Source organism: Staphylococcus equorum, from assembly GCF_029531845.1.
In the GTDB taxonomy this organism is placed as follows: Bacteria; Bacillota; Bacilli; order Staphylococcales; family Staphylococcaceae; genus Staphylococcus; species Staphylococcus equorum_C.
The window spans coordinates 49680-63961 of the sequence record NZ_JAMBPV010000012.1 but is presented as its reverse complement, the minus strand read 5'-3'; the positions used below and the strand labels follow the sequence as shown (position 1 = coordinate 63961).

The window sequence follows — 14282 nt, the reverse complement described above, 5'->3', positions numbered from 1 at the left end:
AGTGTTGCTTATGCAAGCGAAAGCGTGCGAACTGATGTTTCAAATAAAATAAAACACCCTTTCAACGAATGTAAAGACTGTTGAAAGGGTGTTTTATTTTATGGGTTTATTATTTTTACAAGATTAGTAAGGTGGTTTATGCTGATTTTTATACGAAATAGTCTTAAATCATATTTAAATTAAAACGGCTTTGCTATAATATATAAGATAATAGTTTTTAAAAGAGAGGTGTCTAAGTGAAGACAGGACGCATTATAAAATCATTAAGTGGCGTTTATCGTGTAGATGTTGAAGGTGAAATGTACGATACGAAACCACGCGGTTTATTCAGAAAAAATAAATTTTCACCTATCGTTGGTGATGTAGTTGATTTTGAAGTTGAGAATATAACAGAAGGGTATATTCAATACGTTCATGATAGAAAAAACGCATTGAAAAGACCACTTGTCAGCAATGTGGATCATCTTATATTAGTAATGAGCGCGGTAGAACCCGATTTTTCAACGCAATTACTAGATAGATTTTTAGTCATTGCGCATTCATATCATATGCGCCCGCGTATTCTCATAACTAAAAGAGATTTAGCTTCAGAAGAAACGCAGCAAAAAGTTACACAATTATTAAATGTTTATGAAAATATGGGCTATAAAACGCAATTCATTAGTATCGATGATGATATTGAACCTGTTTTTGATGCTTGGGGAGAAGGACTTGCTGTATTAAGTGGGCAATCAGGTGTCGGCAAATCAACACTATTAAATAAATATTTTCCGGAACTGAACATAGAAACGCAACATATTTCAAAGGCACTTAACCGTGGTCGCCATACTACAACCCATGTAGAACTTTTTGAACGAAGCCATGGTTATATTGCAGATACACCCGGCTTTAGTGCGTTAGATTTTACACATATTCAAAAAGATGAACTAAAAAATTACTTTATGGAGATCAACGAATATGGAGAACAGTGTAAATTTAGAGATTGTAACCATATTAATGAACCAAAATGTAATGTTAAAATGGAGTTGGAAAAAGGGAACATCGCGCAATTTAGATATGATCATTACTTACAACTCTTTAATGAAATTGCAAATAGAAAGGAAAGATATTAAGTGGTAAAACTTTATCCATCATTATTATCAACTGATTTTTTAAAATTACAAGAAGAATTAACAGCATTAGAAGAAGCAGGCGTGGACGGTGTACACTTTGATGTTATGGATGGCCAATTCGTGCCAAATATTTCCATAGGTTTACCGATTCTTGAAGCAGTACGTAAAGGTACCCAACTGCCGATTGATGTTCATTTAATGATTGAAGAACCAGAAAAATATGTCGAATTATTTGCCGAGTACGGTGCTGATATGATTTCAGTGCATGTAGAAGCAACATCACATATTCATAGAGTGATAGAACAAATAAAGAATAAGAATATAAAAGCAGGTGTTGTAATTAATCCCGGAACACCAGTCGATGCAATATTACCAGTGATAAAAATGGTGGATTTTGTATTAGTGATGACAGTGAATCCAGGTTTTGGAGGTCAATCATTTATTAGTGATACTGTTGATAAATTAGATCAACTATCGAAAATCAAAGAGGAATTAAATTTAGACTTTGAAATTGAAGTAGATGGTGGTATTAATAATGAGACTGTTGAAACTGTAATTAACCATGGTGCTACAATGTTAGTTGCAGGATCATATTTTTTCAAACACGATGATTACAAAGCAGTAACTAAGACACTGAAAGGCTGAAGCTAATGAAAGTGAATTTATTGTGTGGCAATAGAAATCTACCTGAAGGTTTATTAAAGGCAGAAACGGATGAACACTGGATTGGCGTTGATCGAGGAGCGTTACTTTTGATAGAGGCGGGGATAACGCCTCAATTCGCTGTAGGTGATTTTGACTCAATTACGAGTGAGGAAAAAGCATTTGTTGAAAAACAAATTGACATTAATCCATTTAATTCTGAAAAAGATGACACTGACTTAGCTTTAGGTATTGATCAAGCAGTGACAAATGGCTATAAAGAAATTTGTGTTTATGGAGCTACAGGCGGCCGATTAGACCATTTTATGGGTGCATTACAAATTTTAGAAAAGCCAGAATATACAGAGCAAAACATTGTCATTAAACTTATTGATATAAATAATGAAATCCAATTTTTAAAAACAGGGGTATATACGATTCAGAAAAATAACGATTATCGTTATATCTCATTTATTCCAGTTACATATCCTACTATTATCTCGTTAAATGATTTTAAATATAATCTTGAAAAGGAACGACTTAAACTGGGATCCACATTAACGATTTCCAACGAACTCAACCAAACAGAAGGTAATGTGAATATTACTGAAGGAAATGTATTAATGGTGAGAAGTAAAGATTGAAATACAAAAATTATAACGCTTATGTTTATTAATTAATTTAAATGAGCGCATAAAAAAAGACCATTCCTCCACATAAGGACTGGTCTTTTCGTGCATTATATTTATTAAACTCTAGTTACTTTACCAGATTTTAAAGCACGTGCAGAAACCCAAACTCTTTTTGGTTTTCCGTCTACAAGAATTCTAACTTTTTGAAGGTTAGCATTCCATCTTCTTTTAGAAGAATTTAAAGCGTGAGAACGATTGTTTCCAGTTGAAGCTTTACGACCTGTTACGAAACATTGTTTGCCCATGAAAGTACCTCCTTTAATAAATATAAATACACGCATCTACTACATACTTGAATAATGTACCACAAATAAATTTAGATGTAAATAAGAAGAATGAAATTATCTATTTACATAGATTCTACTTTTGTTAAAACTAAATTATGGTATAATTATAAACTGTGGATAAATGTAGAAATTTGCTTAATTAGATAAATTATATTATTTGTTAATTTTATAGTTAATTAAACAACCATAAACTAGGAGGCCCAATTTAAATGACATTAGAAATCACAAATGATTATGGTAGTATAGATATTTCAAACGAAGTAATAGCTTCAGTTGTGGGTAGCAAAGCAGTAGAATGTTATGGGATTGTAGGAATGGCTTCTAGACAACAAGTAAGAGATGGAATTGCTGAAATATTAGGGCATGAAAATTATTCTAAAGGTATTGTTGTAAGAGAAGGCAATGGCGTTATAGATGTTGATATGTATATCATTGTAAGTTATGGTACTAAGATATCTGAAGTAGCAAGTAATTTACAGTCAACAATTAAATATACATTAGAGCAAACATTAAAAGTAAAAGTAAATTCAATAAATATATTTGTACAAGGTGTTCGAGTTAATAATGGCACTAAGAACTAGGAGGACAATACGGAATGGTTAGCAAAATAAATGGTAAATTATTTGCCGAAATGATTATACAAGGGGCACAAAATTTATCAAATCATGCAGACTTGGTTGATTCATTAAATGTGTATCCAGTACCAGATGGAGATACAGGGACAAACATGAATTTAACGATGACATCTGGAAGAGAAGCAGTAGAAGAAAACTTGTCGCAGCATATCGGTGAACTAGGAAAAACGTATTCAAAAGGTTTGTTAATGGGCGCTAGAGGCAACTCTGGGGTCATCTTATCACAACTATTTAGAGGTTTTAGTAAAAGTTTAGAAGCGTATGATGAGATTAATGCACAACAATTAGCAGAAAGTTTCAAAGCTGGTGTAGAAACTGCATATAAAGCAATTATGAAGCCTGTAGAAGGTACAATATTAACTGTAGCAAGAGATGCTGCAGATGCTGCTATGCATAAAGTTGAAGAAACTGAAGATTGTATCGAATTGATGACATATATTTTAGAAGAAGCAGAAATCTCACTAGAAAATACGCCTAATTTATTACCTGTATTAAAAGAAGTCGGTGTAGTAGACAGTGGCGGTAAAGGTTTAGTTGTCGTTTATGCTGGATTCCTTAAAGCGTTAAAGGGTGAAACGGTAAGTGCTGAAGCAGCTAAATTAGATAAAGATTCTTTAGTGAATGAAGAACATGACTTTCATGGTGTAATTAATACTGAAGATATTGTCTACGGTTACTGTACAGAAATGATGGTGCGTTTCGGTAAAAATAAAAAAACATTTGATGAACAAACGTTTAGAGAAGATATGAGTACATATGGAGACTCATTATTAGTCATAAACGATGACGAAATTGTAAAAGTGCATGTACATAGTGAAAAACCAGGTGATGTGTTTAATTATGGTCAACAGTATGGAGAACTTATTAAATTAAAAGTTGAAAATATGCGTGAACAACACCGTAAAGTGGTGAAAAAAGAACAAGTAAATCAAAGTGACGTTCAAACACCTGAAACAGTTGAAACCGCAGTTATTGCTATTTCAATGGGAGATGGTATATCTGAGTTATTCAAATCAATGGGTGCAACACATATGATTAGTGGTGGTCAAACAATGAATCCATCAACTGAAGATATCGTTAAAGTGATTGAACAGTCACAATGTAAACGCGCAATTATTTTGCCAAATAATAAAAATATTATGATGGCTAGTGAACAGGCTGCAGATATCGTAGGTGCTGAAGCTGTAGTTATCCCAACTAAATCAATACCACAAGGCATTGCGGCGCTCTTTAATTATGATGAATCAGATTCTCTTGAAGCTAATAAAGTACGTATGGTTGAGTCACTTGAAGCAGTAAAATCAGGTTCAGTGACATATGCTGTAAGAGATACAAAAATTGATGGCGTTGAAATTAAAAAAGATGCATTTATGGGCTTAGTTGAAGATAAAATTGTTACGAGTAATGAAAATGAATTTGAAACAGTTAAAGGTTTATTGTCTGAAATGATTCAAGATGATAGTGAAATCATTACGATGATTGTCGGTGAAGATACAAATACATCATTGACTTCGGAGATTGAAACTTGGCTTGAAACATCTTATCCAGAAATTGAATTGGATCAACATGATGGACAACAACCTGTATACCAATATCTTTTCTCTGTAGAATAAATATATTTATTGAACAATTGTATATCAAAATAGCTTCCGTTTTAGGAAGCTATTTTAAATTGTCGACAAGGTCTAAAGGCTTTGGTGGCAATTTTTTTTGCACGCTTTCAGTTAGTTGAATGATAGCTTACAATTTATGGAAGGTATCTTTTTTATTGTTGAGATAGCTTTGTAAGATTAAATTAAAAGGAGACATTTTTTATTTAATTAAACCTTCTACAACAATATTCTGCTTTTAATAAGAACAATGCAACCAGTATTGGTTTATAATGTCTAATTTAATTGTTATAATAAGTTGGATGCAAATAAATGTAAGCGCATTACATTAGAAATATTTAAAATAAGAGTGGGGTATAATTATGAAATATAAAACAGTTTTCGATATTATAGGACCTACAATGGTGGGCCCATCTTCATCTCATACTGCCGGTGCAGTAAGAATTGGATTAGTAGCAAAAGACTTATTTAATCAATTGCCAAAACAAGTTGATATCTATCTATATGGTTCTTTTATGGAAACATACAAAGGACATGGTACAGATGTAGCACTTGTCGGTGGTTTACTAGGTTATGATACAGATGATGACCGTATACAAACGAGTTTAGAAACAGCTGAGCAAAAGGGAATGAAAGTGAATTTTATTGAAATGGCTGAAGAAAGATCACATCCAAACACTGCTATTATAAATATGAGAGATGCTGATAAAGAAATTTCTGTTGAAGGTGTTTCTATAGGTGGCGGTAAAGTTGAGGTGGTTGCTATTAATGGTTTTAATATTGCGATTAGCGGTAATTATCCAGCGCTGCTTGTTTTTCACAAAGATACTTTTGGCACGATTGGCCGTATAGCCAATATTTTAGGTGATTCTAGTATTAATGTTGGTAGTATGCAAGTTTCTAGAAAAGAAAAGGGCGACCAAGCATTAATGACTTGTGAGTTAGATGAATCTGTGACAGATGAGATTATAGATAAAATTAAAAACGTCGAAGGTGTAGTGACAGTTTCACTCATGGGCGACGCCTAATGGAGGGTAATGCATGTTTAAAAGTGTGAAAGAACTAGTAGAAAAATGTGAAACAGAAAATAAAAAAATTCATGAAATCATGCTAGAGCAAGAAATGGAAGTAACTGGTTTATCAGAAGCTGATATATATGCGGGTATGGATAAAAATTTACAAACGATGGAAAATGCGCTTGATGAAGGTTTAGAAGGAGTGACTTCAACTACTGGATTAACTGGTGGAGATGCAGTGTTGATTAAAAATTATTTGAAGACCGGTAAATCACTAGCCGGACCAACTTTATTAGATGCAGTAAGTAAAGCAGTTGCTACAAACGAAGTTAACGCAGCAATGGGTAAAATTTGTGCAACACCTACTGCAGGATCTGCAGGTGTAGTACCAGGCGTATTATTTGGACTCAAGCCACGTCTTGAACCTACAAGAAAAGAAATGTTGAATTTCTTGCTTACCTCTGGTGCACTTGGTTTTGTAGTTGCAAACAATGCCTCCATTTCAGGTGCAGCAGGTGGTTGTCAGGCAGAAGTAGGTTCTGCTGCAGCGATGGCAGCAGGTGCAACAGTAGAACTTGCTGGCGGGACGCCGCAACAATCAGCTGAAGCTTTTGCAATTTGTTTGAAAAATATGCTAGGTTTAGTATGTGACCCAGTAGCAGGTTTAGTTGAAGTGCCTTGTGTGAAGAGAAATGCTGCAGGTGCATCAAACGCAATTGTCTCTGCTGATATGGCTTTAGCAGGTGTAACTTCTAGAATTCCTACAGATGAAGTGATTGAAGCAATGTACAAGATTGGCCAAACAATGCCATCAGCATTGCGTGAAACTGGTCGTGGAGGTTTAGCTGGTACACCTACAGGTCAGCGTCTAAAACAAGAAATATTTGGTGATTAAAAATGTCAAAAGTCAATTTAATAGATAGTCCCTTTCCTTTATCACAGATAAAAGGATTGGGCCCCAAAAGGTTGTCCGTATTAAATGAATTAAATATCCATACTGTAGAGGATTTAATTTTATATTTACCAACCCGTTACGAAGATAATACAGTAATTGACTTGAATACGGCCGAAGATCAAGCGACAGTGACAGTGGTAGGAGAAGTATATTCGACGCCTACTGTCGCTTTTTTTGGTCGGAATAAATCTAAGTTAACCTTACATATCATGGTCAATAATATTGCCGTAAAATGCACATTTTTCAACCAACCGTATTTAAAAAAGAAAATTGAATTGCATGGTACAGTTACGGTAAAAGGTAAATGGAATAGAAGTAAGCAAGAGATAAATGGCAGTAGAATGTTTTTCAATCAACAAGAGACTCAAAACTCACAGTTTGAACCTGTTTATCGTGTTAAAGAAGGCATTAAACAAAAACCATTGAGGGACATGATTCGACAATCGTTGGGAGAAGTCACAATACATGAATGGCTCTCTGATGAATTAAGACAAAAATATAAATTAGAGTCATTAGAGGATACGATTAAAGCGTTGCATTTTGCCACAGACAAAGCATCTTTGCTTAAAGCACGTAGAACATATGCTTTTACAGAATTATTTATGTTTGAATTACGTATGCAATGGTTAAACCGCTTAGAAAAAACATCAGATGAAGCGATAGAAGTAGATTATGATATTAATTTGGTCAAGCACTTTATTGATAGTCTACCTTTTGAACTAACTGACGCGCAAAAACATAGTGTGAATGAAATATTTAGAGACTTAAAAGCTCCAATAAGAATGCATCGTCTCTTACAAGGTGATGTGGGTTCAGGTAAAACTGTCGTAGCAGCAATCTGCATGTATGCACTGAAAACCGCGGGATTTCAATCTGCATTGATGGTACCTACTGAAATATTAGCGGAACAACATGCAGAAAGTTTAGTCGAAATATTTGATGACAGAATGAATGTTGCATTACTTACAGGTTCAGTGAAAGGTAAAAAACGAAAGCTGTTGCTAGAACAACTACAAAACAATGAAATTGATTGTATTATCGGCACGCATGCCTTAATACAAGATGACGTTGTATTTAATAATGTAGGTCTAGTGATTACTGATGAACAACATCGTTTTGGTGTGAATCAACGCCAACTGTTGAGAGAAAAAGGCGCGATGACTAATGTCCTTTTCATGACAGCTACGCCTATTCCACGAACATTAGCTATATCAGTTTTTGGTGAAATGGACGTGTCATCTATTAAACAGTTGCCAAAAGGAAGAAAGCCGATTATTACTTCATGGTCCAAACATGAAGCCTATGAAAGTGTACTCAATCAAATGACCTCAGAATTAAAAAAAGGAAGGCAGGCATATGTTATTTGTCCTCTAATTGAAAGTTCTGAGCATTTAGAAGACGTACAGAACGTCGTTGAATTATATGAATCGCTACAGATATATTATGGTACTGAAAAAGTAGGATTGCTACATGGTAAGTTGCATTCAGAAGAAAAAGATAGAGTAATGCAGCAATTTAGTAATCATGAAATAGACGTTTTAGTATCTACAACTGTTGTAGAAGTAGGTGTTAACGTACCTAATGCAACATTCATGATGATTTATGATGCAGATCGTTTCGGTTTATCTACATTACACCAGTTAAGGGGACGTGTAGGTAGAAGTGAACAACAAAGTTATTGTGTACTTATTGCTTCACCGAAAACAGAAACAGGTATTGAGCGAATGAATATTATGACGCAAACAACAGATGGCTTTGAATTAAGCGAACGTGATTTGGAGATGAGAGGGCCTGGCGATTTCTTTGGTGTGAAACAAAGTGGTTTGCCAGACTTCTTAGTCGCAAATGTCGTTGAAGATTATAAAATGTTAGAAGTGGCAAGAGATGAAGCGGCTGAATTGATTCAATCTGGTGTCTTTTTCAAATCACAATATCAAATGCTGAGAACATTCGTCGAAGAAAACTTATTATATATGAGTTTTGATTAATAAGGAAAAGCAATAAGCAAACCAAGTGCTATTAACGCATTTGGTTTTTTAGATTGGCAATATAAAAAACAGGGCTGAGACATGAATTTATGTCTCAGCCCTGTTTTTAAATTGAATGTATAATGTTTGTTAATTAACGCCTACATCAGTCCAAGCTTTTTCAATTGCTTTGGTTGTATCACTATTCGTGCCATAAAGTTGGTCAGAAGCTTCTTTTAATGATGCTTTTGCATCAGAAAATTGAGCGTTTGGCGTTAAATATTGTGTGAGTGCTAAATAATAAATTTGTTCAGCCTTTTCTTTGCCAATTGAATTAATCATTAGGTACGCAGCTTTGTTAGGAATACCACTATTGGTATGAACACCACCGCTATCTTGACTACCTTGTACATATTGATCCATATGTGCAGGTTGATCATATTGTTCCGGATCTTTTAAGCTTCTTAATCCGTCTCCATCTTTGTTCGGTGTATATACATCTTCACCTAGTAACCAATCGTCTGAGTCGACAAAATAGCCAAAAACATCAGAGAAAGATTCATTTAATGCGCCCGATTGATGGCTATATTCTAAACCTGCAGTGCGTTCTGTTACTGCATGCGTCAGTTCATGTGCAACGATATCATTAGCGCCCGATAATGGTTTAAACGTTTGGCCGTCTCCGTCACCATAAATCATATATTGACCAGTCCACGCGGCGTTATTAAAGTTTTCGTCATAATGAACCACCGAATCAATGTCACCACCATTATTATCATAACTATTTCTATCATGTTTCTTGAGGAAATAGTTATAGACTTCTTTTGCGTAATAATGGGCGTCTACGCCAGCACGCTGGTCTTTTTTATCAAAATACTTGCTGTCATTTGTAATAGGTGAATAAGCATTTGTTGTCTCATTTGCAGTTTTAGTTTCTATAACTGCGTCTTGGGCAGTATCGAGTAATGAATATGTATCATTTGTTTTAGTGACACTTAAAGGTTGTTTTTCGTCACCATTTACGCCTGTGCCTTTACCTTCAGTTGTTGCATTTTTGATAACGTTTTGTTTTTTTAATACTTCACCGGTAGTAGCGTCAACTTGGATTTTCCAATGCGCAGCTTTAGGAGAAATATAATTAAGTTCAATATCATAAACCAGTCTTTGTTTATCGCTATTAATATCAAGGTTGTTTTTACTGACAACGGGATAACTTTTAATATTTTTTACATCAGATTTTGCTTTACCTATAGCTTCAAAAGCTTTGTTTTCAGCGTTAGCAGAAGATAATTTAGCTTCATTATCTGCCTTTATGTATGGTTTATCTACATTACCATTGATTAATGTTACTTCACTGTTTTTATTGACATGTACTTTAATCGTTGTGCCTTCTGCTGTAATGTCGTTTACTTTAGGTTTCAATGCGTAATGCGTGACACCTGTCTTATCTTGCTGTTTATCTATCACATTATATTGTTTGAAAGCTTCTTTATTTATACTTTCTTGCTTAGTCTTTGATGATTGGTTAACAAGAGATTGTGCATTATTTTGTAAGAATTGTTCTACATCTGAATCATTGTTAATGGCAGGGATATTTGATGATTCCAGACTTTCAGGTTTAATACTATTACCTTCTTGTGCATTAGCATAGCTTGTAGTAAGAGCTAATAATGAACATGATAGTAATGTAGTAGATAATATTTTTTTCATTAAATCCTCCTAAGTAAAATATCCAATTAATGGAATAGTTTTTGAAAAATAAATATAATACATCTTTTAAACAACTCAAATTATACATTTTAATTTTATTTAATTCAATATCTTAATAAATATTTATATGGAATTATTAGCATTTGTATTGATTTTAATAATAAAAACCGTTGGAAATTGTTTTTAAATGGCATAAAATTTCTTATATTGGTTATCTGATGCGAAAAACATCAAAGTAAGTATGTTTTTTGTTGAGCTTATGAAATAGAAAGTGTTATGATGTGTTAGGAATGTTTAAGACTTGGTACTAAAAATTAGGTGGTTTAGGTGGTTAGAATAAGATGAAATTAAAAAAACAAGAACGACGCGAAGCAATTAAAAAAGAAATAGAAAAAAACCCCTTTATTACAGATTTAGATTTGAGTACACTTTTTTCAGTGAGTATTCAAACAATTAGGTTAGATCGTACATACTTAAATATTCCAGAACTAAGAAAACGAATCAAATCCGTAGCAAGAAAAAATTATGAAAATATTCGATCCATTGATGGTAGTGAAATCATAGGCGATGTAATAAATGTTCAGCCTGATCAACTCGCAACTTCAATTATAGATATTGATGAAGATTCTGTATTTACTAGAAATAAAATTGCTAGAGGACATGTACTTTTTGCACAAGCGAATTCTTTATGTGTAGCGCTTATACATAAACCCGTTGTATTAACTCAAGAAAGTAATGTAGCATTCTTAAAAACAGTAAAATTAAATGACACAGTACGTGCTAAAGCACAGACTATTGAAATTACAAGTAAATATTATATGATAAAAGTAAATTCGTATGTTAAAGATAATTTGGTATTTAGAGGGACATTCAAAATGTATTATACAAGTGAGGATGAACAAGATGGTTAAAATAGCGATAGACATGATGGGTGGAGACGATGCACCTAAAATCGTTTTAGAAGCTGTTAAAAAAGCTGTGAATGATTTTAAAGATTTAGAAATAATTTTATTTGGTGATCAATCCAAATGTACACTTAACCATGCTCGAGTAGAAGTACGTCATTGCACAGAAGAAATTACAATGGATGATGAACCAGTTAGAGCGATTAAACGTAAAAAAGATAGTTCATTGGCTCGTATGGCTGAAGCAGTTAAAGTAGGTGAAGCAGATGGTTGCGTATCTGCAGGTAATACAGGTGCACTGATGTCAGCAGGTTTGTTTATAGTAGGTCGTATTAAAGGTATAGAACGGCCTGCATTAGTTATCACTTTGCCAACAGTTTCAGGTAAGGGCTTTGTATTTATGGACATAGGTGCTAACGCAGATGCTAAAGCAGAACATTTATTACAATATGCACAGCTTGGTAATATATATGCTCAAAAAATCAGAGGCGTCGAAGAACCTTCAGTAGGTCTGTTAAATATTGGAACAGAAGCAGCTAAAGGTAATAATTTAACTAAAAAAGCATTTAATTTAATGTATGAACAAAAAGACTTTAATTTTACAGGAAATGTAGAAGCAAAAGGGTTAATGGACGACGTAGCTGATGTAGTGGTGACAGATGGATATACTGGTAATATGATTCTTAAAAATATAGAAGGCGTTGCAAAAGCAGTGGGTAAAATGCTTGAAATGACACTCTTAAGTAGCTTTAAGAATAAACTTGCTGCGCTAGTGTTGCGTAAAGATCTAAATGGTATGATGACTAAAATGGATTATGCAGAATATGGTGGCTCAGTATTACTAGGATTGAATGGCATTGTAGTTAAAGCACATGGTAGTTCTAGTACAAAAGCTTTTTATTCAGCAATCCGTCAAGCTAAGATAGCTGGAGAACAAAATATTGTGGAAACTATGAGAGAAACGGTGGGTAAAGTAAATGAGTAAAACTGCGATTATCTTCCCAGGCCAAGGATCACAAAAAGTCGGGATGGCAAATGATTTATTTAATCAAAATGATGCTGCAACAATGATACTTAATCAAGCACAAGCACAAATGGATTTTGATATTTTAGAAACAATGTTTTCAGATGAAGAAAATAAATTAGGTCAAACAGAAAATACACAACCTGCTTTGCTAACACATAGTTCAGCTTTATTACAAGCACTCAATAATCTAAATGCTGATTATACAATGGGCCATAGTTTAGGTGAATATGTGAGTCTAGTGGCGAGTGGTGTGTTGAAATTTGACGATGCAGTTCAAATCGTTCGTAAACGTGGACAATTGATGGCAGTCGCTTTTCCTGATGGAGTTGGAAGTATGGCAGCGGTACTAGGTTTAGATTTTGATGACGTTAATGCAATATGCCAAAAACTTTCAACAGATGAAGAAATTATTGAACCAGCAAACGTTAATTCGCCTGGACAAATCGTTGTCTCGGGGCATAAAACATTAATAGATAAATTAGTGGCAGAAGGCAAAGCATTAGGCGCGAAACGCGTTCTACCACTTGCTGTGTCTGGACCATTTCATTCATCTATGATGCAGGTTATCAAAGACGATTTTGCTGAGTATATTGAACAGTTTGACTGGAATGATGCACAATTTCCTGTGGTTCAAAATGTGCATGCAAAAGGTGAAACAGATGCAAATGTAATTAAGAATAATATGATTAAACAATTATATTCACCTGTACAATTCATTGATTCAACACAGTGGTTAATTGATCAAGGTGTAGATCATTTTATTGAAATTGGTCCTGGTAAAGTACTTTCAGGTTTAATTAAAAAGATAAATAGAGATGTAAAAATAACTTCAATTCAAACATTAGAAGATATGAAAGCGTGGAATGAAAATGACTAAAAGTGCATTAGTAACGGGTGCTTCGAGAGGCATTGGTCGTAGTATAGCGATACAATTGGCAGAAGAAGGATACAACGTTGCTGTAAATTTTTCGGGAAACAAAGAAAAAGCGGATGCTGTTGTAGAAGAAATTAAAGCGATAGGCGTTGAAAGCTTTGCCATTCAAGCAAATGTTGCAAATGGTGATGAAGTAAAAGCAATGATTAAAACGGTTGTTAGTGAATTTGGATCTGTTGATGTTCTTGTTAATAACGCAGGTATCACACGTGATAACTTGCTTATGCGTATGAAAGAACAAGAATGGGATGATGTAATTGATACTAACTTAAAAGGTGTTTTCAACTGTATCCAAAAAGTGACACCACAAATGCTAAGACAAAAGAGTGGCGCAATCATTAATTTATCAAGTGTTGTTGGTGCTATGGGTAATCCGGGCCAAGCAAACTATGTTGCGACTAAAGCTGGTGTAATTGGTTTGACTAAATCAGCAGCCCGTGAATTGGCTTCAAGAAACATCACAGTAAACGCTGTTGCACCAGGTTTTATCGTTTCTGATATGACTGATGCTTTAAGTGATGAGCTTAAAGCAAAAATGTTAGAACAAATCCCATTAGCTAAATTTGGTAAGGATCAAGATATTTCTCATACTGTAGCATTTTTAGCTTCAGACAAAGCGAAGTATATTACTGGTCAAACAATACATGTCAATGGTGGTATGTATATGTAAGTAAGTGATACACAAGATGACAAATTTTGTTTTATAAAACTTCTGATTTCTTATAGCAGGTTATGATAAGCTATAAAGTATAGATTTGGAATGATTGTGTCACAACTTCATTATTCCACC

Annotated in this window: 14 protein-coding genes; 12 read left to right on the top strand and 2 right to left on the bottom strand. The window is 34.1% G+C overall.

The window, feature by feature from the left end:
* Nucleotides 1-236: 236 nt before the first annotated feature.
* Genes rsgA through M4L39_RS12395 form a run of 3 tightly spaced genes read left to right on the top strand, consistent with a single transcriptional unit; the run spans nucleotide 237 to nucleotide 2398 of the window.
* The gene (gene rsgA / locus M4L39_RS12405; protein ID WP_277582286.1) at nucleotides 237-1112 is read left to right on the top strand and encodes a ribosome small subunit-dependent GTPase A; all 876 of its coding nucleotides are present in this window, start codon (nucleotides 237-239) and stop codon (nucleotides 1110-1112) included.
* Entirely contained in the window at nucleotides 1113-1757 is a 645-nt protein-coding gene (rpe, locus tag M4L39_RS12400; protein ID WP_277582285.1) for a ribulose-phosphate 3-epimerase, read from the top strand. It begins immediately after the preceding gene.
* A gap of 5 nt (nucleotides 1758-1762) precedes the next feature.
* Nucleotides 1763-2398, top strand: coding sequence for a thiamine diphosphokinase (locus tag M4L39_RS12395; protein WP_277582284.1), 636 nt, complete (start codon nucleotides 1763-1765; stop codon nucleotides 2396-2398).
* A 104-nt stretch (nucleotides 2399-2502) separates the two neighbouring features.
* Here M4L39_RS12395 and rpmB read toward each other — a convergent pair whose 3' ends face one another.
* The gene (gene rpmB / locus M4L39_RS12390; RefSeq protein WP_002507894.1) at nucleotides 2503-2691 is read right to left on the bottom strand and encodes a 50S ribosomal protein L28; all 189 of its coding nucleotides are present in this window, start codon (nucleotides 2689-2691) and stop codon (nucleotides 2503-2505) included.
* Between the two features lie 251 nt (nucleotides 2692-2942).
* On the opposite strand from rpmB, the gene M4L39_RS12385 reads away from it, so the two are divergent.
* The 5 genes from M4L39_RS12385 (at nucleotide 2943) to recG (ending at nucleotide 8937) form a co-directional block, all read left to right on the top strand.
* Nucleotides 2943-3314 carry an Asp23/Gls24 family envelope stress response protein gene (locus tag M4L39_RS12385; protein WP_021338719.1) on the top strand — a complete coding sequence of 124 codons (372 nt, stop codon included), beginning with the start codon at nucleotides 2943-2945 and terminating at the stop codon, nucleotides 3312-3314.
* Nucleotides 3315-3328: 14 nt separating this feature from the next.
* Nucleotides 3329-4981 carry a fatty acid kinase catalytic subunit FakA gene (gene fakA, locus M4L39_RS12380; protein WP_277582283.1) on the top strand — a complete coding sequence of 551 codons (1653 nt, stop codon included), beginning with the start codon at nucleotides 3329-3331 and terminating at the stop codon, nucleotides 4979-4981.
* Nucleotides 4982-5340: 359 nt separating this feature from the next.
* Entirely contained in the window at nucleotides 5341-6006 is a 666-nt protein-coding gene (gene sdaAB / locus M4L39_RS12375) for an L-serine ammonia-lyase, iron-sulfur-dependent subunit beta (RefSeq protein WP_277582282.1), read from the top strand.
* Between the two features lie 13 nt (nucleotides 6007-6019).
* Complete coding sequence (gene sdaAA / locus M4L39_RS12370) at nucleotides 6020-6889, top strand: L-serine ammonia-lyase, iron-sulfur-dependent, subunit alpha (protein ID WP_277582281.1); 870 nt, start codon at nucleotides 6020-6022, stop codon at nucleotides 6887-6889.
* Nucleotides 6890-6891: 2 nt separating this feature from the next.
* A complete protein-coding gene (recG, locus tag M4L39_RS12365) occupies nucleotides 6892-8937 on the top strand; it encodes an ATP-dependent DNA helicase RecG (protein WP_277582280.1) in 2046 nt (681 codons plus the stop codon).
* A gap of 129 nt (nucleotides 8938-9066) precedes the next feature.
* Here recG and M4L39_RS12360 read toward each other — a convergent pair whose 3' ends face one another.
* The gene (locus M4L39_RS12360; RefSeq protein WP_277582279.1) at nucleotides 9067-10626 is read right to left on the bottom strand and encodes a M4 family metallopeptidase; all 1560 of its coding nucleotides are present in this window, start codon (nucleotides 10624-10626) and stop codon (nucleotides 9067-9069) included.
* A 341-nt stretch (nucleotides 10627-10967) separates the two neighbouring features.
* Between M4L39_RS12360 and fapR the strand changes: the two genes are divergently transcribed.
* Genes fapR through fabG form a run of 4 tightly spaced genes read left to right on the top strand, consistent with a single transcriptional unit; the run spans nucleotide 10968 to nucleotide 14162 of the window.
* Nucleotides 10968-11537 carry a transcription factor FapR gene (fapR, locus tag M4L39_RS12355; RefSeq protein ID WP_277582278.1) on the top strand — a complete coding sequence of 190 codons (570 nt, stop codon included), beginning with the start codon at nucleotides 10968-10970 and terminating at the stop codon, nucleotides 11535-11537.
* The gene (plsX, locus tag M4L39_RS12350) at nucleotides 11530-12516 is read left to right on the top strand and encodes a phosphate acyltransferase PlsX (protein WP_277582277.1); all 987 of its coding nucleotides are present in this window, start codon (nucleotides 11530-11532) and stop codon (nucleotides 12514-12516) included. Before fapR ends, plsX begins: the two co-directional genes overlap by 8 nt.
* The gene (fabD, locus tag M4L39_RS12345) at nucleotides 12509-13435 is read left to right on the top strand and encodes an ACP S-malonyltransferase (RefSeq protein ID WP_277582276.1); all 927 of its coding nucleotides are present in this window, start codon (nucleotides 12509-12511) and stop codon (nucleotides 13433-13435) included. The genes plsX and fabD overlap by 8 nt, the downstream gene beginning before the upstream one ends.
* Entirely contained in the window at nucleotides 13428-14162 is a 735-nt protein-coding gene (gene fabG / locus M4L39_RS12340; protein WP_057512003.1) for a 3-oxoacyl-[acyl-carrier-protein] reductase, read from the top strand. Before fabD ends, fabG begins: the two co-directional genes overlap by 8 nt.
* Nucleotides 14163-14282 lie beyond the last annotated feature (120 nt).